Genomic DNA, 19,014 nt, shown 5'->3' with positions numbered 1-19,014 from the left:
CGCCATGGATGGCGCGTGGCGGCGGCCCCCCAAATCACTGTCGGATTACGGGCACACCGAGCCTAGGCGAGGTGCCGAGTGTTGGGGCAAGAGCCCTTTGCTTACTTTGGGGCTTTTCCAAAGTGAGCCGCTGTAAGAGCGGAACCATAAGCAGCCGTTACCCAAACAACGGATATGTACTCAATCCCCACGATCCCAAAAAACCCACCCCGACTGACGGCCATTGTCAGAAACTTCCCACAGGAGTACAAATGTACTCCATGACAACCCTGACCCCCCGCCGCACCGCCATCCTGACCTTCATCCGCGACCGCATCGCGCAACAAGGCCAACCCCCCAGCCTCGCCGAGATCGCCGAGGCGTTCGGCTTCGCCTCCCGCAGCGTCGCACGCAAGCACGTGGTGGCCCTGACCGAAGCCGGCTTCATCGAGGTCAACCCCAACCAGGCGCGTGGTATCCGCCTGCTCAACCAACCCACACGCCCCGAATGGCTGGACATCCCCGTCCTCGGCCGCGTCGCCGCCGGCCTGCCCATCGGCGCCGACGCCGAAGTGCACAGCCGCCTGCAACTGGACCCCGCCACCTTCGCGAAAACCCCCGACTACCTGCTGCGCGTCCAAGGCGATTCGATGATCGAAGACGGCATCCTCGACGGTGACCTCGTAGGCGTGCGCCGCAGCGCCGAAGCCTTGAACGGGCAGATCGTGGTCGCGCGCCTGGACGGCGAAGTCACCATCAAGCGTTTCGAGCGCCACGGCGAGCACGTGCGCCTGCTGCCCCGCAACCCCGCGTACCAACCCATCGTGGTTGGGCCTGACCAGGACCTGGCCATCGAAGGGGTGTTCTGCGGCCTGGTGAGGCAAGGCTGATGGGCGCCGTGGTTGCCCTGGACTCGCTGTTCAATGGCGGGCGAGTCTGGAAGGGCCGGCCCGCCGCACCTCCCGTCAGCGTGCACCCCACGGGGCTGGCGGCGCTGGATGCGGTGCTGCCCACGGGGGGCTGGCCGGAGTCGGCGCTGAGCGAAATCCTCATGGCGAAGGAGGGCGTGGGCGAGTTGCAACTGGTGTTGCCGACCCTGGCGCGTTTATCTGCGGCAGGGGAGCGCATCGTACTGGTGGCGCCGCCCTATACGCCGTACCCCCATGCCTGGCAGAACGCCGGGGTGGACCTGCGCCAACTCTCGGTGATCCAGGCCGAGGAACGCGATGCCCTGTGGGCTGTTGAACAGTGCCTGCGTTCCGGCAGTTGCGGCGCGGTGTTGTGCTGGCCGCGCAAGGCCGATGACCGGGCGTTGCGGCGCTTGCAGGTGGCGGCGGAAACCGGGCAGACCCTGGCATTTGCCTGGCGCGCCTTGAGCGAGGCAATCAATGCATCGCCTGCTGCGTTGCGCCTGGCGGTGGAGGCCAGGCCCGCGCAGGTGCGGGTGCTCAAGTGCCGGGGCGGCCTGGCCCACCCGGCGCCGATTGCGCTGGCGGGGCACTGAGGTTGCCATGCGCTGGGTGTGTATTGTCTTCCCGCAATTGGCGCTGGACGGGGTGCAGCGTGGGCATCCCGAGCCGGGCCAGCCCCTGGCCTTGCTGGCCGGTACGCCGCAGCGGCGTGTGCTGCAAACCGTCAATGACGCTGCCCGTGCCTTGGGCTTGCGCCCCGGCCAATCCCTGACCGCCGCCCATGCCTTGGCCAAGACCTTTGCCTGTGCCGAATACGACCCCGCCGAAATCGAGCGCTGGCAGCAGTTTTTGGCCGCCTGGGCCTATCGGTTCAGCTCTCAGGTCAGTGTGTATTACCCACGGGCGCTGCTGTTCGAAATCGAATCGAGCCTGGGGCTGTTCGGGCCCTGGCCGGCCTTCGAGACGCGGTTGCGCAAGGAGTTGAGCGAGCTGGGGTTTCGCCATCGCATCGTGGCCGCGCCCAACCCGGCGGCGGCCCGGGTGTTGGCGAATATTGATGATGGCCTGGCAGTTCAGGACGACGCCTTGATGCAAGCCCTGGCGCCGCTGCCCATCGACCGTGCTGGCCTTGACCCGCAGGCCGCCACCGCGTTGTCACGCATGGGCCTGCGCACCCTGGCCCAGGTGCAGGCGTTGCCCCGGCACACCTTGGCGCGGCGGTTCGACGCGAGTTTGCTCAAGCATCTCGATGCCTTGGCCGGGCAGCGCCCGTTGGCGCTGGCGTTCTACCAGCCGCCGGACCGTTTCGATGTGCGCATCGAGCTGAATTTCGACGTGCAATCCCACCAGGCCTTGCTGTTTCCGTTGCGCCGTTTGACCGCTGACCTGTCGGCCTTCCTGTGTGGCCGCGACAGTGGTGTGCAGCGTTTTGACCTGCACCTGGAACACGCCCAGGCGCCCGACAGCGTGATCAAGGTGGGCCTGCTCAGCGCCGAGCGCGAGCCGGCGATGCTGTTCGAGCTGGCCCGGGGGCGCCTGGAGCAGGTGCAAGTCACCTCGCCGGTGCGCGGCTTTCGCCTGGTGGCCCAGGACCTGCCGACCTTCGTCCCGCAACGCCAGGACCTGTTCGATGACCGCCCGCAACAGACCTTGCCCTGGGAGCAATTGCGCGAACGCCTGCGCGCACGCCTGGGGGACGAGGCGGTGCAGGGCCTGCGCTTTCACGCCGACCACCGCCCCGAATGCGCCTGGCAAGCGGCGACCGATCCGCGCGTGTGCCAAGGCCTGAACAAGGTGCAGCGCCCTGGCTGGTTGTTGAACGAACCCACGTTATTGGCCGAGCACGGAGTGCAGATCCTCATGGGCCCGGAGCGCATTGAATCCGGCTGGTGGGATGGCGCCGACATCCGCCGCGACTACTACCTGATCCAGACTCGCGCCGGCCAGCAAGGCTGGGCCTTCCGCACCGTGGGGCAAAACGACGGGCTGTGGCTGCAAGGCTGGTTTGCATGAAACCCCCACACACCCTCGCAGCCACCGTTGACACCCCTCCCTGTAGGCGCCGGCTTGCCGGCGAAAAACTCAAGCACGCCGCGTTCACCCAGGCACTGTGCCCATGAATTACGCCGAACTGCATTGCCTGTCCAACTTCAGCTTCCAACGCGGCGCCTCCAGTGCGCTGGAGCTGTTCGAGCGCGCCAAGCGCCAAGGCTACAGTGCGCTGGCGATCACCGATGAATGCACGCTGTCGGGCATCGTCCGTGCCTGGCAGGCGGCGAAAGCGGTGGAGCTGCCGCTGATCATCGGCAGTGAAGTGCGCATCGAGCATGGCCCGAAACTGGTGCTGCTGGTGCAAGACCTGACCGGCTACCAGCACCTGTGTCGCTTGATCACCCTGGCCCGGCGCCGCGCCGAAAAGGGCAGTTACCGCCTGCTGTTTGAGGACTTCGAACAGCCGTTGCCCGGCCTGCTGGCGCTGTGGGTGGCCGAAGACAGCGACACCCAGGCATCGATCCAGTGGCTGCGCCGCACCTTCGCCGACCGTCTGTGGCTGGCGGTGCACCTGCACTGTGGTCAGGACGATGCGCGCCACCTGGAGCAACGCCTGCAATTGGCGGCCAGCCTGCACATCCCCGCGGTGGCCTGCGGCGATGTGCACATGCATGCCCGCGGTCGCCGAGCCCTGCAAGACACCATGACCGCCATCCGTCATCACGTGCCGGTGGCCGAAGCCGGCACGCGCCTGCACCCCAACGGCGAGCGGCATTTGCGCAGCCTAGACGCCCTGGCCGCGTTGTACCCGCAAAGCCTGCTCGACGAAACCCTGGCCATCGCCCGCCGTTGCAGCTTCGACTTGAGCCAGTTGCGCTATCACTACCCGCGTGAGCTGGTGCCTGCCGGCCATGACGCCAAGTCCTGGCTGCGCGCCGTGACCGAACAGGGCATCGCCGCGCGCTGGCCCAAAGGTGTCGAGGCCAAGACCCTGAAGCAGATCAACGACGAACTGGAACTGATCAGTGAGCTGGGTTACGAGAGTTATTTCCTCACCGTGCACGACATCGTGCAGTTCGCCCGCAGCCGCTCGATCCTGTGCCAGGGCCGGGGTTCGGCGGCCAACTCGGCGGTGTGTTTTGCCCTGGGCATCACCGAGATCCACCCCGGCCTGACGAGCATGTTGTTCGAGCGCTTCCTGTCCCGGGAGCGCAACGAACCCCCGGATATCGACGTCGACTTCGAGCATGACCGCCGCGAAGAAGTGCTGCAGTACGTGTTCCAGCGCTACGGCCGCACCCGTGCGGCGCTGACGGCGGTGGTCAGCAGTTATCACGCGGCCGGCGCGGTGCGGGATGTGGCCAAGGCCCTGGGCTTGCCGCCCGACCAGATCAACGCGCTGGCCGACTGCTGCGGGCGCTGGAGCGACGATGCGCCGCCGCTGGCGCGCTTGCGTGAAGGCGGCTTCGATCCCGAGAGCCCGATCCTGCGCCGCGTGCTCACGCTCACCCAACAACTGATCGGCTTTCCCCGGCACCTGTCCCAGCACCCGGGCGGGTTCGTGATTTCCGAATACCCCCTGGATACCCTGGTACCGGTGGAAAACGCCGCCATGGCCGAGCGCACCATCATCCAGTGGGACAAGGACGACCTCGATGCCGTCGGCCTGCTCAAGGTGGATATCCTCGCCCTGGGCATGCTCAGCGCGATCCGCCGTTGCTTCGATTTGCTGCGCCGTCACCGCAACCGTGACCTGGCCCTGGCGACGATCCCCAGGGAAGACCCCGCCACTTACGCCATGATCAGCAAGGCCGACACCATCGGCGTGTTCCAGATCGAGTCGCGGGCGCAGATGTCGATGTTGCCCCGGCTCAAGCCGCAGACCTTCTACGACCTGGTGATCGAAGTGGCGATCGTGCGGCCGGGGCCGATCCAGGGCGGCATGGTGCACCCGTACCTGCGCCGGCGGAACAAGGAAGAGCCGGAGACCTACCCATCGCCTCAACTGGAGGCTGTGCTTAAACGCACCCTGGGCATTCCGCTGTTTCAGGAACAGGTGATGCAGATCGCCATGGTCGCGGCCGATTATGGCCCCGGCGAAGCCGACCAGTTGCGCCGCTCCATGGCCGCCTGGAAACGCCATGGCGGCCTGGAGCCGCATCAGGAACGCCTGCGCACCGGCATGCTGAAAAACGGCTACAGCGAGGCATTTGCCGCGCAGATCTTCGAACAGATCAAGGGCTTTGGCAGCTATGGTTTCCCCGAGTCCCACGCGGCCAGTTTTGCCTTGCTGACCTACGCCAGTTGCTGGCTCAAATGCCATGAACCTGCCGCGTTCGCCTGTGCGCTGATCAACAGCTGGCCCATGGGTTTCTACAGCCCGGACCAGATCCTGCAGGACGCGCGGCGCCATCGTTTGCAGATTCGCCCGGTGGATGTGCAGGCCAGTGATTGGGATTGCAGCCTGGAACCCATCGAGGGCGAACAGCCGGCGATTCGCCTGGGGCTGCGCATGATCGCGGGGTTTCGTGAAGAGGATGGGCGCCGTATCGAAGCGGCCCGCCAGCATCGGGCTTTCAGCGATATTGCCGACCTGGACGCCCGTGCCGGGCTGGATGCGCGCACCCAGGCGCTGCTGGCCGATTCGGGCGCCTTGCGTGCCTTGGCCGGCAACCGCCACACGGCGCGCTGGGAAGTGGCCGGGGTGCAAAAGCAGCTGGGGCTGTTTGCCGGGTTGCCGAGCCCCGATGAGGCGGTAGTCGAGCTGCCCGCGCCCACGGTGGGCGAAGACCTGCAGGCCGACTACGCCACCGTCGGCACCACCCTGGGCCCACACCCGCTGGCCTTGCTGCGTGGCGAGTTGCGCAAGCGGCGCTGCCGCAGCTCCCACGAGTTGCTCGCGGTGGAGCATGGGCGCAACGTGAGCGTGGCGGGGCTGGTGACGGGTCGTCAGCGCCCGGGCACCGCCAGCGGTGTGACGTTTGTGACCCTGGAAGACGAATTCGGCAACCTCAATGTAGTGGTCTGGCGTGACCTGGCCGAGCGTCAGCGCCAGGCGTTGGTGGGTTCGCGGTTGCTCAAGGTGGACGGACGCTGGGAAGCGGTGGGCGAAGTGCGCCACCTGATCGCCGGGCGCCTTACCGACTTGTCGCCCCTGCTGGAAGGCATTCATGTGCGCAGTCGGGATTTTCACTGAGGCCAGTGGTTTCTGCTGTAATTACCCCCTAACGTATACGCGTTGAAACGATCTACCGCTGGTGTGCTCAAAACCTTGCCGATGTTTTCTTTTCGCACAGAGCCAACCGATGCAATTTTTATCCAACCCCCACGGCTGTGAAGGCTGGGCCGGTGAAATGGCCCAGCGGATCCGCGCGTTCGATTGGTCGGCCACCGACCTTGGCCCGATCGACAACTGGTCCACCAGCCTGGCCTGCACCGTACAGATGATGCTGGCGTCACCGGTGCCGATGGTGATGTTGTGGGGGCGGGCGGGGTACATGATCTACAACGACAGCTACTCGACGTTCGCCGGCGGCCGCCACCCCTATTTGCTGGGCACGCCGGTGGAGCTGGGCTGGCCGGAAGTGGCCGACTTCAACCGGCATGTGGTCGACACCTGCCTGGCCGGTGGCACCTTGTCGTTCAACAACAAGGACCTGGTGCTGCTGCGCAACGGCAAGCCCGAAGAGGTGTGGCTGGACCTCTACTACAGCCCGGTCGCCGGCGACAATCATCAACCGGCCGGGGTGCTGGCGATTGTGGTGGAAACCACCGAGCACGTGCATTCCGAGCGCTTGCGCCAGGAACTCACCCATAACCTGGAGCAACGCGTGGCCGCCGAAGTGCAGGCCCGTTCGGCGGCCGAAGACCAGTTGCGCCAGTCGCAGAAGCTCGAAGCCATTGGCGGCCTCACCGGGGGCGTGGCCCATGACTTCAATAACCTGCTGCAGGTGATCGCCGGCAACCTGCACCTGCTGGCCCGGCACGAACCGGACAACGCCCAGGTGCAACGCCGCGTCAGCGCGGCCATTGCAGCGGTGGAGCGCGGGGCCAAGTTGTCGTCGCAGTTGCTGGCCTTTGCCCGTCGCCAACCGTTGTCGCCGGCGGTGTACAACCCGCAACGCATTTACGCCGGCCTGGGCGAGCTGTTGCAGCGGGCGCTGGGGGAAACCATCCATATCGATGTGCAATTGCCCCAGGACTCCTGGTGCATCAATGTCGACCGCAACCAGTTGGAAAATGCGCTGCTCAACCTGGCGATCAACGCCCGGGACGCCATGAAAGGCGAGGGCGTGATTCGCATCACTGGCGAAAACATTATCCTCAACCCCGCCGATTGCGTGGGCAAAAGCATCAAGCCCGGCGAGTACGTGCGCCTGGCGGTCACCGACACCGGTGTGGGCATGTCGCAGACCGTGCTCAAGCGCGCCTTCGAACCCTTCTTCACCACCAAGCGCGAGGGCCAGGGCACCGGCCTGGGCCTGAGCATGGTGTTCGGCTTTGTGCGCCAGAGCGGCGGGCATGTGGAGATGTGGAGCGAGGAGGGCAAGGGCTCGGTGGTGCAGATGTATTTCCCCCACAGCCTGGAGCCGGAGAGCCTCGACATGCACAGCGAACTGGCGCTTCACAGCGGCGGCCAGGAGACCGTCCTGGTGGTGGAGGACAATGAAGGCGTGCGCTTGACCGTGGTCGAGTTGCTGGAGCAGTCGGGCTACACCGTGCTCACCGCCGAAGACGGTGACCGCGCCATGCAGGCATTGCAAGACGGCGTGCGCCCGGACCTGATTTTCACCGACGTGGTCATGCCCGGTCGCGTCAAGAGCACTGACCTGGCCGACTGGGCCCGGGCGCAACAGCCGCCGGTGGCGGTGCTGTTCACCTCAGGCCACACCCGTGACATTCTCTCCAGCAATCACCTGCTGAGTCCCGACATTCATCTGCTGAGCAAGCCCTACAGCCCCGAAGCCTTGACGCAACGGGTGCGCAGCGTGCTCACCGCAAGACAAGGTTGCCCATGACGTCACAGCGCAGCATCCCGCCGATAACCGCCCACCCCACTGGCTTTGTCCGCGTACGCGGCGCCCGTGAACACAACTTGCGCAACGTCGATGTGGACATTCCCCGGGATGCCCTGGTGGTGTTTACCGGGGTATCGGGGTCGGGCAAGTCGTCCCTGGCGTTTTCCACGGTGTATGCCGAGGCACAACGGCGCTACTTCGAGTCGGTGGCGCCGTATGCACGGCGGCTGATCGACCAGGTTGGCGTGCCGGACGTCGATTCCATCGAAGGCCTGCCGCCTGCCGTGGCCCTGCAGCAACAGCGCGGTACGCCGAGCGCGCGCTCATCGGTGGGCAGCGTCACCACCTTGTCGAGCCTGATCCGCATGCTGTACTCCCGTGCCGGCAGCTACCCGCCGGGGCAGGCGATGCTGTATGCCGAAGACTTTTCGCCGAACCTGCCCCAGGGCGCCTGCCCGCAATGCCACGGCCTGGGCCGCGTGTACGAAGTGACCGAAGCGCTGATGGTGCCCGACCCCTCGCTGACCATCCGCCAGCGCGCCGTGGCGTCCTGGCCGTTGGCATGGCAGGGCCAGAACCTGCGCGACATCCTGGTGACCCTGGGCTATGACGTCGACATCCCGTGGCGCGACCTGCCGAAAAAGCAGCGCGACTGGATCCTGTTCACCGAAGAAACCCCCACCGTGCCGGTGTACGCAGGCTTCACTCCGGCGCAGACCCGCGACGCATTGAAGCGCAAGCTGGAACCGAGCTACCAGGGTACCTTCAGCGGTGCGCGGCGCTACATCCTGCACACCTTCACCCACACCCAAAGCGCACTGATGAAAAAGCGCGTGTCGCAGTTCATGCAAGGCAGTGCCTGCCCGTTATGCCAGGGCAAGCGCCTGACCCAGGCGGCGCTGTCGGTGAAGTTTGCCGGGGTGGATATTGGTGAGCTGTCGCAATTGTCGCTGACCCAGTTGGCCGAGTTGCTGCGGCCCGTGGCGGCGGGGCAGGACCGCATGAAGCTGTCGGTGGAAAAACGCCTGGCAGCCCAGCGCATCGCCCAGGACCTGCTGGAACGGGTCAGCACCTTGACCGAGCTGGGGCTGGGCTATTTGTCCCTGGAGCGCAGCACGCCGACCTTGTCGTCCGGCGAATTGCAGCGCTTGCGCTTGGCGACCCAGTTGGGTTCGCAATTGTTTGGCGTGATCTACGTGCTGGACGAGCCGTCGGCGGGTTTGCATCCGGCGGATGGCGAGGCCTTGTTCACCGCGCTGGATCGGTTGAAGGCGGCCGGCAATTCGTTGTTTGTGGTGGAGCATGACCTGGAAACCATGCGCCGCGCCGACTGGCTGATCGACGTCGGCCCGGCCGCCGGCGAGCATGGCGGGCAGGTGCTGTACAGCGGCCCGCCTGCAGGGCTGGCGCACATCGAAGCGTCGCAAACCCGCGACTATCTGTTTGCCGAGCGCCGGCCTTCGACGCCGTCGCGACGTGAGCCGAGCGGCTGGTTGAAACTCGAAGGCGTGACCCGCAACAACCTCAAGGGCTTGAACGTCGACTTCCCGTTGGGCTGCTTCACGGCGGTCACCGGTATTTCCGGCTCGGGCAAGTCCAGCCTGGTCAGCCAGGCGCTGCTGGAACTGGTGGGCGCCGGCCTCGGCCGCGTGGTAGAAAGCGACGAAGAACCGAGCCTGGAAGACGACGCGCCCCAGGCCAGCGGTGGGCATATCGGCAGCGGCCTGGAGCACATCCGTCGCCTGGTGCAGGTGGACCAGAAACCCATCGGCCGCACGCCGCGCTCCAACCTGGCGACCTACACCGGGCTGTTCGACAACGTGCGCAAGTTGTTCGCCGCTACACCAGCGGCCAAAAAGCAGCATTACGACGCGGGGCAGTTCTCGTTCAACGTCGCCAAGGGCCGTTGCCCCCACTGTGAGGGTGAAGGGTTTGTCAGCGTGGAACTGCTGTTCATGCCCAGCGTGTATGCGCCATGTCCTACCTGCCATGGGGCGCGCTACAACCCCGAAACACTGGCGATCAAATGGCAGGGCCTGAGCATCGCCCAGGTGCTGGGCCTCACGGTGGAACAGGCGGTGGAGGTGTTTGCCGAACAGCCTGGGGTGTTGCGTTCATTGCAGGTGCTGCGGGACATCGGGTTGGGTTACCTGCGCCTGGGGCAGCCGGCCACCGAGCTGTCGGGCGGCGAGGCGCAGCGCATCAAGCTGGCGACCGAGCTGCAACGCAATGCACGCGGCGCCACCTTGTATGTGCTGGACGAACCGACCACCGGCTTGCACCCACGGGACGTGGACCGCTTGCTTAGCCAGCTGAATCACTTGGTGGACGCCGGGCATACGGTGGTCGTGGTGGAACATGAAATGCGCGTGGTGGCGCAGAGTGACTGGGTGATCGACATCGGGCCGGGGGCCGGGGATTTGGGTGGGAAAATAGTGGCGTGCGGCACACCGCAGAAAGTCGCCAAGAGCAAGACCAGCCGCACCGCCCCCTTCCTGTCGCGAGAGCTGACCTTGTAGTGAGCGGGCTTGCCCCGCGCTGCGGTGTGTCAGGTGCATGGTGTATGTCTGATATACCGCAGCGCGGGGCAAGCCCGCTCACTACAGGTTTATAGGTTGATCTGTTGCTTGGCTTGTTTCACTACGTTCTCGACGGTGAAGCCAAACATCTCCTGCAACTTGGCCAAGGGGGCCGATGCGCCAAAGCTGTTCATCACCACCTTGGCCCCGGTCTGCCCGACATAACGGTCCCAACCCAAGGGACCGGCCTGTTCCACCACCACCCGCGCCTTGATCGCAGGGGGCAGCACGCTGTCGCGGTAGGCCTGGTCCTGATCTTCAAACAGCTCCCAGCTCGGCATGGACACTACCCGCGCGGCGATGCCTTCGGCTTTCAGCTGCTCGTACGCTGCCACGGCAAGGCTCACTTCGCTGCCTGTCGCCATCAGGATGACGGTGGGGTGGTCGTCACTGGCCAACACATAGGCGCCCTTGGCTGCGCCGGATGCTGCCGCGTATTGCGTGCGGTCCAGTGTCGGCAGCGCCTGGCGCGACAGCACCACGCAACTGGGGCGATGGGTTTGCGCCAGGGCCACTTTCCACACTTCCAGGGTTTCATTCGCGTCGCCCGGGCGCAGGGTCAGCAACCCTGGCGTAGCGCGCAACTGCGTGAGGTGTTCGATAGGTTGGTGCGTCGGCCCGTCCTCACCCACGCCAATCGAGTCATGGGTAAACACGAACACCACCGGCAACTCCATGATTGCCGCCAGGCGAATCGGCGGCTTCATGTAGTCGCTGAACACCAGGAACGTCGAGGTGTAGGGCCGCAGGTACGACAGCGCCATGCCGTTGGCAATCGCGCCCATGGCATGTTCGCGGATGCCAAAGTGCAGGTTGCGCCCACTGTAGTCGTCGGCACTGAAACGTCCGGCACCGTCAAAAGTGAGGTTGGTCTTGGTGGACGGTGACAAGTCGGCCGAGCCCCCCAGCAGCCAGGGGATGTGTTGCGCGAAGGCATTCAACACCTCGCCACCGGAAGCACGGCTGGCGACGCCTTTGGCGTCTGTGGCGAAGGTGGGCTGCCCCGCCTGCCATTGCTCGGGCATTTCCCCGGCGCGCATGCGCTGCAGCTCATCGGCCAGTGTCGGCTCAAGCTTGGCCAGGGCCTGGTTCCATTGCGCATACAGTGGCTCAGCACGTTCGTGCAGCGCATCACGCAATACCGTGCGCGCGCCCTCGGGCACCAGGAAGCTGGAATCCTGCGGCCAGCCATACGCGGCTTTGGTCAGGCGGATTTCTTCCTCACCCAACGGCTCGCCGTGGGCAGAGGCGGTGTTGTGCTTGTGGGGCGAGCCGTAGCCGATCACGCTGTCGACCACGATCAAGGTCGGCGCGCCGGTGTTCGACTGGAAGGTGTGCAGCGCCGTGCTCAGGGCCTGCAAGTCATTGGCATCGGTGACGTGCAGCGTGTGCCAGCCATAGGCCTGGAAGCGCTTGATCACGTCCTCACTGAACGCCAGCTCGGTGTGGCCTTCGATGCTGATGGTGTTGTTGTCGTAGATCCAGCACAGGTTATCCAGCTTCAAGTGCCCGGCCATGGAGGCGGCTTCGCTGCTGATGCCTTCCATCATGTCGCCGTCGCCACACAGGGTGTAGACGTTGTAATCGAACAGCACCTGGCCGTCGCGGTTGAAGCGTTCGCCCAGCCAGCGCTCGGCCATGGCCATGCCCACGCTGTTGGCGCAGCCTTGGCCCAGCGGGCCGGTGGTGGTTTCCACGCCGGTGGTCATGCGGTATTCGGGGTGTCCCGGGGTCTTGGAGCTCATCTGGCGGAACTGCTTGATATCGTCCAGGCTCACCGCCGACAGGCCGGAGCGCTTGCCGTGCGCATCAATCTCCACCACACCCGCCAGGTGCAGCAGCGAATACAGCAGCATTGACGCGTGCCCCACCGACAGCACGAAGCGGTCACGGTTGGGCCAGTCGGGATGGTCGGGGTGGTAGCGCAGGAACCGGCTCCACAGCGTATAGCCCACCGGCGCCAGGCCCATGGGCGTGCCCGGGTGGCCGGAATTGGCCTTTTGCACGGCGTCCATCGCCAGGGTGCGGATCGTGTTGATGCATTGGGTGTCGACAGCGGTGGCAGCGTGAGTCATGAAACCGGTCTCCCTCGGGTGGCGATCTACAGTGGAGGGCAGGGCGGGGCAAAGGTTTGATCGCGTTGCCGGTGCCGCGACGAACGGAGGGAATTGACCTCGAACATGACAAGACCCACTGCAATGGGCTAGCTTCAAGAGCGTAGGCCATTGATCAACGTGCGGAGGTTTTCCATGCCAGTGAAACACGACCTGTATCAGGACTTGGGATTGAGCAAGACAGTCGTTCACGAACGCAGGACGAGCGACAAACGCCTGGACTCACTGCTCACCCAATACGACGCAGCCGATGGGGAGGTGCTCAAGGCAGAGTCGGCCAGTGCCAGCGATAAGGACGTGGAGAAACTGAAGAAAAAACGGCTGTTGATCAAAGACAAGATCGTGGAGCAGTTGGGCTGAAGGGATGTCCGCGCCTACAGGGCGCGGACATATTTGTTCAGAATTGTCTGAAGGACAGGGCGCTTTTGACTGCCTATGATGCGCCCCGCCCACCTGGCTCTGGGGACTGTTGCGGCGCAAGGATTGCGCTGGTGAGCCAGGTGGGCACCTCTCTTCAAGCCAGCAGCGCCCGCGCGCATTCATCGATCGAGCGCTGCTGCGTTTCGCCATACAGCTTCAATTCATCAATCGTCTGACGGCCCAGCGCCTTTTCGAATTCCACCTGGTTGGCATTGGCCGCGTAGTGACTCTGCGCCGCATCCCCCAGGTTGGACTGGAAGATCCCCGCCGCGCTCACCGGCAAGAAATCCTCGTACACCAACGGTTCCACATCAATGTGGCCGGCCGTAATCAGCGCCTCCAGCGTGCGCGGCTGGTCGGCGTTGCCACGGGCGGCCACGCCCTGTTCGGTGGCGAAGTAGCGGAAGTACGCCAGGCCCTGTTCACGCATCTGCCCGTGGTTGTCGGGGAAGGCCTGGAAGTGTTGCTCCATCAATTGCATATAGCGCGCCACGTTGCCTTCGTTCGGAAAGGCGCCCAGCTCATCACGCGCCGCATTCAGCAACTGGTCGTACAGCGCCCGGCCCTTGGGGGTCAGCGCGACACCGCGTTGTTCTATTTCACCGAAACGCGCGCTGTGGCTGCCTTGGGCGTCGGTGAAGGCGATGGGTTCATCCAGGGCCTTGAAGCTGGTCTGGCGCAGCAGGATCGGGCACTCACGGCGCGGCGGGCCTTCGATCACCGCCTTGGGGGTGATGCCTTTGCCCGGCATGGCGGCCTGCACCTGGTCGATGTCCAGGGTGCGCGGGGTGAGGTGGTTGATGTGCGGGCCTTTAAAGGCCACGACATCGGCGATCAGGCGGTGCTGGTCGCTCAGTTGCTGGTATTGCGCGCCGGTGACGGTCGCGGTGTGGTGCCAGCGGAAGGTTTCCAGGGCCTGGCGGATAAATTCATCGGCGTCTTCGGCATTGAGCCCGCCGTGCGTTTCGGCTTTCTCGATCAGGGCCAGGGCGCCAGGGGTGAAGATCGAGCGCTTGGCCAGGGCGATTTCGGCGAAGCTGCGCAGTTCGAGGTTTTCGATCAGCTCCAGACGCAGCAACGAGGTGAACACGCGGAACGGGCTGGTCTGTAGCGCATGCTCATGCACGGCGCGAAAGGCCGTGGAATGCACGGGCACACCGGCCGGCGTCAGGTCGTAGTAGCCCACCGGCTGCATGCCCATCACGGCAAACAGGCGGCCGATGGTGGCCAATTCATAGGCGGTGCCCAGGCGAATAGCACCGTGGCGTTCCATGTCCAGGCGCTGGATTTCGCCGGTGCGGTGCAGCTGTTGCGCCAGGCCCGGATCGCGGTCGAGAACGCGGGTATTGGTCTCGGCCACCAGCTCCATCAGGGCGCCGTAAAGTGGAACTTCATCTCGGTACATGTCGGACATGGCCTTGGAGAAGCCCTTGCGGATGTCGTCGGGGCTGACATGTGCGGTGGTCGGCATAGAAAAATTCCTGAACACGGTGGAGTGGGGCATGGCCTATGTCTGGATTTTGTTGGGCTGGGCCTGGCCGTGCAAACGAAGAATCCTCAGGACTTCATGCTGAAAATGAATGAAATGACGCAAATATGACAAAAAACGACAGCTTGAAAATTTCATTTTTCGCGGGCTTTCCTAACTAATTCTTCACGAGGAGCGCCCCGGTCCTCATGAAACAATCGTCACGTTTGTAGGGATGAAAGCTGTTCTGCACACACCGCACATAAAAATATGTTTAGGGGCTGTCGTTAATGAAAATTTCTACACTGGCGTTATCCATCACCGCCGCCTTGCTTGCACACCAAGCCAGCGCCGATGATTTCGGGCTCGGTTCGCTGGGCACGGGGAACGGTCACAGCGGCTTTCTGGAAGACAGCCACGCGGCTATCAGCTCGCGAACCATGTACTACAGCGCAGACAACCGCTCGGGGACGGCGAATGATCTGCGTGAAGCGGCCACCTTGCTGCGCGTCGACTACAAATCCGGCTACACCCAGGGCACCCTCGGGGTCGGTTTTGATGTGATGGCCTTCGGTGCCTTGCGTCTGGACGGCGGCGATGGCCACACCGCAGGCCCAGGCCTGGCCGGTAACGGCAACAGCTTCTTCCCAACCAAGAACAACGGCACTGAGCCGGCCGACAGTTTCGGTCGCGCTGCGGGTAACGTGAAGTTCCGCATCTCCCAGACCGAATTGCACGTGGGTGGCGGTCTGGCCCCGGTGTTGCCGATCCTGGTTTCCAACGACAGCCGTGTGGCGCCGCAGACCTTTGACGGCGGCATCCTGACTTCCAGCGACATCCCCAACGTGACCTTCACCGGTGGTGAGCTGAACCATGCCCAAGGGCGTGCTTCCAGCAACTCCACTGGCCTGAGCGTTGCCGGCGCGACCCGTGACAGCAACAGCTTCAAGTTTGGCGGCCTGGACTACAAACCATTCGGTTCTTCCGACAACGCCATCGCTAAAAACCTGACGTTGCAGTACTACTACGCCGATCTGGAAGACTTCTACAAACAGAACTATTTCGGCCTGGTACACGTGCTGCCCCTGGGCAACGACCAGTCGTTCAAGACTGACCTGCGCTACTTCGACAGCACCAGCGACGGCAAGAACGGCTCGGCCGGCTACGCGTTCAACAACAACGGCGGCTATGCCAAGCACGCCGGCGAAGTGGACAACAAAACCTACAGCGCCGCGTTCACCTACCAGTTGGGCGGCAGCAGCCTGATGCTCGGCCATATTGGCGTGAGTGATGACGGCGGTTTCGTCTGGGTCAACCAGGGCAGCATTGCTGACCCGAACGCCCAAGGCGCAGGCGGCAGCGACTTCTACCTGTTCACCGACGCCGTGGTCGGCCAGTTCTCCCGTGCGGGCGAGCAGGTCAATTTCGGTCAGTACTCGTATGACTTCAAAGCCTACGTGCCTGGCCTGAAAGCCTCCATCGCTTACCTGGACGGTACTGATATCAAGTCCAAGGTAGCTGGCGGTGCTGACCAGAAAGAAAACGAAACCGACTTCCGTCTGGACTACGTTGTGCAGGAAGGCCCGCTGAAAGGCTTTGGCACCACCTTCCGTACCGGTACTTACCACGGTCACAACACCGGCACGGCCGATCAGGATCAAACTCGCCTGATCTTCAACTACACCTACGCGATCTTCTAAGAACACGCGAGGAAACTGCGCGATTGCGCAGCGCTAAAAAACTGCAGGCCGCCTAATCAGCGGCCTCAGTCTTTTCTGGGCCAGGGTTGAGTCTTCATGTGCATCGGGGCGCGAATGGGTTCTACACTGCCCGTCACCGCGCCAGTGATGGAGGACCCGATGACGGCCACGCCCGTAACAGACATCCTTGCAACGATTGAAGGCCAGCGCCTGGCCAACCCAGACGCCGAACGCTGGCGCGAGTGGGGCCCTTACTTGAGTGAACGCCAATGGGGCACCGTGCGCGAGGACTACAGCGCCGACGGTGATGCCTGGGTGTATTTCCCACACGAACATGCCCGCAGCCGCGCCTACCGCTGGGGCGAGGACGGCCTGGCCGGTTTCAGCGACAAGGCACAACGCTGGTGCCTGGGCTTGGCCCTGTGGAACGAGCGCGACAGCATTCTCAAGGAGCGCCTGTTCGGCTTGAACAACGCCGAGGGCAACCACGGTGAAGACGTCAAGGAACTGTACTTTTTCGTCGACGGCGTACCGAGCCATGCCTACCAGCGCATGCTCTACAAGTACCCCCATGCAGCCTTTCCCTACGCTGACCTGATCACCGAAAACGCCCGGCGTGGCTTGGGCGATGCCGAGTACGAGGTGCTCGACACCGGGGTGTTCGAAGACAACCGCTACTGCGATGTGAGCGTCGAATACGCCAAGCACACGCCCGACGATATCTTCATGCGCATCACCGTGCACAATCGCGCGGACCAGCCGACTCGCCTGCAAGTGCTGCCGCAGCTGTGGGCGCGCAATGACTGGAGCTGGACGGTTGATGCGCCCAAGCCACAGTTGACCCTGGCGGGCTCTCATGTACTGGCCCGTCACCCTGAGCTGCCCGACCGTCACCTCGGCGCCTGGGGCCAGGACGGCGTGGAATGGCTGTTCTGTGAAAACGAAACCAACTACCCGAAGCTCGACGCCCAACCGGCGCCGGGGCCGTTCAAGGACGGTATCAACGATTACGTGGTCGACGGTGTTCAATCGGCGATTCGTCGCGATGCCGGCACCAAGGTGGCGGCGCGGTTCATTCTTGAGCTGGAAGGCCAGCAGAGCCAAATCCTCTACCTGCGTTTCGCACCCACCGATGCACCTGAAGTCAATGCGCGCAAGCTGTTTGAACAACGCCGTCAGGAGGCCGATGACTTCTACGCGGCCCTGCAACACAACATTCCCGACGCGGATGCACGCAATGTGCAACGCCAGGCCCTGGCCGGTTTGCTGTGGTCCAAGCAGCTCTACTATTTCGACGTCAACCAATGGCTCGACGGCGACCCGGCCCAGCCTGCGCCACCGCCCGAACGCCTGCATATCCGCAATACCCATTGGCGGCACCTGTCGAATTTCGACATCCTCTCGATGCCCGACACCTGGGAATACCCGTGGTACGCCTCCTGGGACCAAGGTTTCCAGGCCGTGGCCATTGCCCTGATCGACCCGGGGTATGCCAAGCAACAGTTGTTGCTGCTGGTGAAGGACCGCTTCATGCACCCCAATGGCCAGTTGCCGGCGTATGAGTGGCGGTTCGACGACGCCAACCCGCCCGTACACGCATGGGCCAGCTGGCGCGTGTATCAGCAGGACAAGGCGCTGACGGGCGTAGGCGACATGGACTTCCTGGAGCGGATCTTCCACAAGCTGCTGCTGAATTTTTCCTGGTGGGTCAACCGCAAGGACGCCGAGGGCCGCAACCTGTTCCAGGGCGGGTTCCTGGGCCTGGACAACATCGCCTTGTTCGACCGTTCGGCCACGTTGCCCCCGGGCTATCAACTGGACCAGGCCGACGGCACTGCGTGGGTCGCTGCGTATGCGCTGGACCTGATGCGCATCGGCCTGGAGCTGGCCAAGCGCAATGTCGTGTACGTGGATATTTCGGTGAAATTCTTCGAGCACTTCCTGTACATCGCTGGTGCGATCAACCGTGTCGATGACAGCGCCGAAGGCCTGTGGGATGAGCAGGACCAGTTTTTCTACGACGTGCTGCACCGGCCCGACGGCCAGAACGAACCGGTGCGCCTGCGCTCCATTGTCGGCCTGATGCCGCTGTTTGCCGTGCTGGTGCTAGAGCAACGTGAACATGAAGGGCTGGAGGGCCTGCGCGAGCGCCTGCTGGGCTTCATGAAACATCGGCCGGACCTGGCCAAGTTAGTCTCGCGCTGGAACGAACCGGGGCAGGGCAACCGCCTGCTGCTGGCGTTGTTGCGGGGGGAGCGCACCAAGGACCTGTTGCGGCGCATGCTCGATGACAACGAGTTCCTCTCGGCCTTTGGCGTGCGTTCCTTGTCCAAGGCCTTCGCCGAACAGCCCCTGGCGCTGAAGATGAACGGCGACACGCTGTGCGCGCGCTACCAGCCGGGGGAGTCCGACTCGCGTTTGTACGGCGGCAACTCCAACTGGCGCGGGCCGTTGTGGATGCCGGTGAATTACATGCTGATCGAGTCGCTGCGCGAGTTTCATCGCTACTACGCGGATAACTTCTCGGTGGAGTACCCGACGGGCAGTGGTTATCTGTCGTCGCTTGAAGAAGTGGCTGACAGCCTCAGCCAGCGCCTGACGCGTTTGTTTTTGCGCGATGAAAATGGCCTGCGGCCGTCGATGGCGGGTTATGCGCAGTTGGAGGCCGACCCGCTAAGCCGCGACCTGGTGTTGTTTCATGAGTATTTCCACGGGGAAACCGGGCGTGGGTTGGGGGCGTCGCACCAGACGGGGTGGAGCGCGTTGGTGGCGCTGTTACTGAGTGTTCCGCCAACGGCGTGAATCGGGTAGATTCGCCGGCCCGACCCTTACA

The 19,014-nt window shown here is 63.9% G+C and carries 11 protein-coding genes; 9 read left to right on the top strand and 2 right to left on the bottom strand.

Going from position 1 to position 19,014, the window contains the following annotated elements; genetic code table 11:
- Positions 1 to 251 precede the first annotated feature (251 nt).
- The 6 genes from lexA (at position 252) to uvrA (ending at position 10,419) form a co-directional block, all read left to right on the top strand.
- Entirely contained in the window at positions 252 to 869 is a 618-nt protein-coding gene (gene lexA, locus M2394_RS03915; protein ID WP_259171696.1) for a transcriptional repressor LexA, read from the top strand.
- On the top strand, positions 869 to 1,483 hold the full coding sequence (gene imuA, locus M2394_RS03910; RefSeq protein WP_259171695.1) for a translesion DNA synthesis-associated protein ImuA: 615 nt from the start codon (positions 869 to 871) through the stop codon (positions 1,481 to 1,483). Before lexA ends, imuA begins: the two co-directional genes overlap by 1 nt.
- 7 nt (positions 1,484 to 1,490) lie before the next feature.
- Positions 1,491 to 2,903, top strand: coding sequence for a DNA polymerase Y family protein (locus M2394_RS03905; protein ID WP_178922295.1), 1,413 nt, complete (start codon positions 1,491 to 1,493; stop codon positions 2,901 to 2,903).
- A 103-nt stretch (positions 2,904 to 3,006) separates the two neighbouring features.
- On the top strand, positions 3,007 to 6,078 hold the full coding sequence (locus M2394_RS03900) for an error-prone DNA polymerase (protein WP_259171693.1): 3,072 nt from the start codon (positions 3,007 to 3,009) through the stop codon (positions 6,076 to 6,078).
- Between the two features lie 109 nt (positions 6,079 to 6,187).
- The gene (locus tag M2394_RS03895; RefSeq protein ID WP_178922299.1) at positions 6,188 to 7,900 is read left to right on the top strand and encodes an ATP-binding protein; all 1,713 of its coding nucleotides are present in this window, start codon (positions 6,188 to 6,190) and stop codon (positions 7,898 to 7,900) included.
- Positions 7,897 to 10,419 (top strand): excinuclease ABC subunit UvrA, encoded by a 2,523-nt coding sequence (uvrA, locus tag M2394_RS03890; protein WP_259171692.1) that lies wholly within the window; start codon positions 7,897 to 7,899, stop codon positions 10,417 to 10,419. The genes M2394_RS03895 and uvrA overlap by 4 nt, the downstream gene beginning before the upstream one ends.
- 89 nt (positions 10,420 to 10,508) lie before the next feature.
- On the opposite strand, the gene tkt is transcribed toward uvrA, so the two are convergent.
- A complete protein-coding gene (gene tkt, locus M2394_RS03885) occupies positions 10,509 to 12,554 on the bottom strand; it encodes a transketolase (RefSeq protein WP_259171691.1) in 2,046 nt (681 codons plus the stop codon).
- Between the two features lie 174 nt (positions 12,555 to 12,728).
- On the opposite strand from tkt, the gene M2394_RS03880 reads away from it, so the two are divergent.
- Entirely contained in the window at positions 12,729 to 12,953 is a 225-nt protein-coding gene (locus tag M2394_RS03880; RefSeq protein WP_178922304.1) for a DUF465 domain-containing protein, read from the top strand.
- Positions 12,954 to 13,107: 154 nt separating this feature from the next.
- Here M2394_RS03880 and M2394_RS03875 read toward each other — a convergent pair whose 3' ends face one another.
- Positions 13,108 to 14,484 carry a VOC family protein gene (locus M2394_RS03875; protein WP_259171690.1) on the bottom strand — a complete coding sequence of 459 codons (1,377 nt, stop codon included), beginning with the start codon at positions 14,482 to 14,484 and terminating at the stop codon, positions 13,108 to 13,110.
- Between the two features lie 287 nt (positions 14,485 to 14,771).
- Here M2394_RS03875 and M2394_RS03870 point away from each other — a divergent pair, with 287 nt between their 5' ends.
- Positions 14,772 to 16,181 carry an OprD family porin gene (locus M2394_RS03870; RefSeq protein ID WP_259171689.1) on the top strand — a complete coding sequence of 470 codons (1,410 nt, stop codon included), beginning with the start codon at positions 14,772 to 14,774 and terminating at the stop codon, positions 16,179 to 16,181.
- Positions 16,182 to 16,340: 159 nt separating this feature from the next.
- Entirely contained in the window at positions 16,341 to 18,983 is a 2,643-nt protein-coding gene (locus tag M2394_RS03865; protein ID WP_259171711.1) for an MGH1-like glycoside hydrolase domain-containing protein, read from the top strand.
- Positions 18,984 to 19,014: the final 31 nt, after the last annotated feature.

The sequence above is a fragment of the Pseudomonas sp. BIGb0164 genome, assembly GCF_024810135.1.
Classification (GTDB): domain Bacteria; phylum Pseudomonadota; class Gammaproteobacteria; order Pseudomonadales; family Pseudomonadaceae; genus Aquipseudomonas.
Note: the sequence above shows the minus strand (reverse complement) of the source record. Positions and strands in the feature narration are given on the sequence as shown.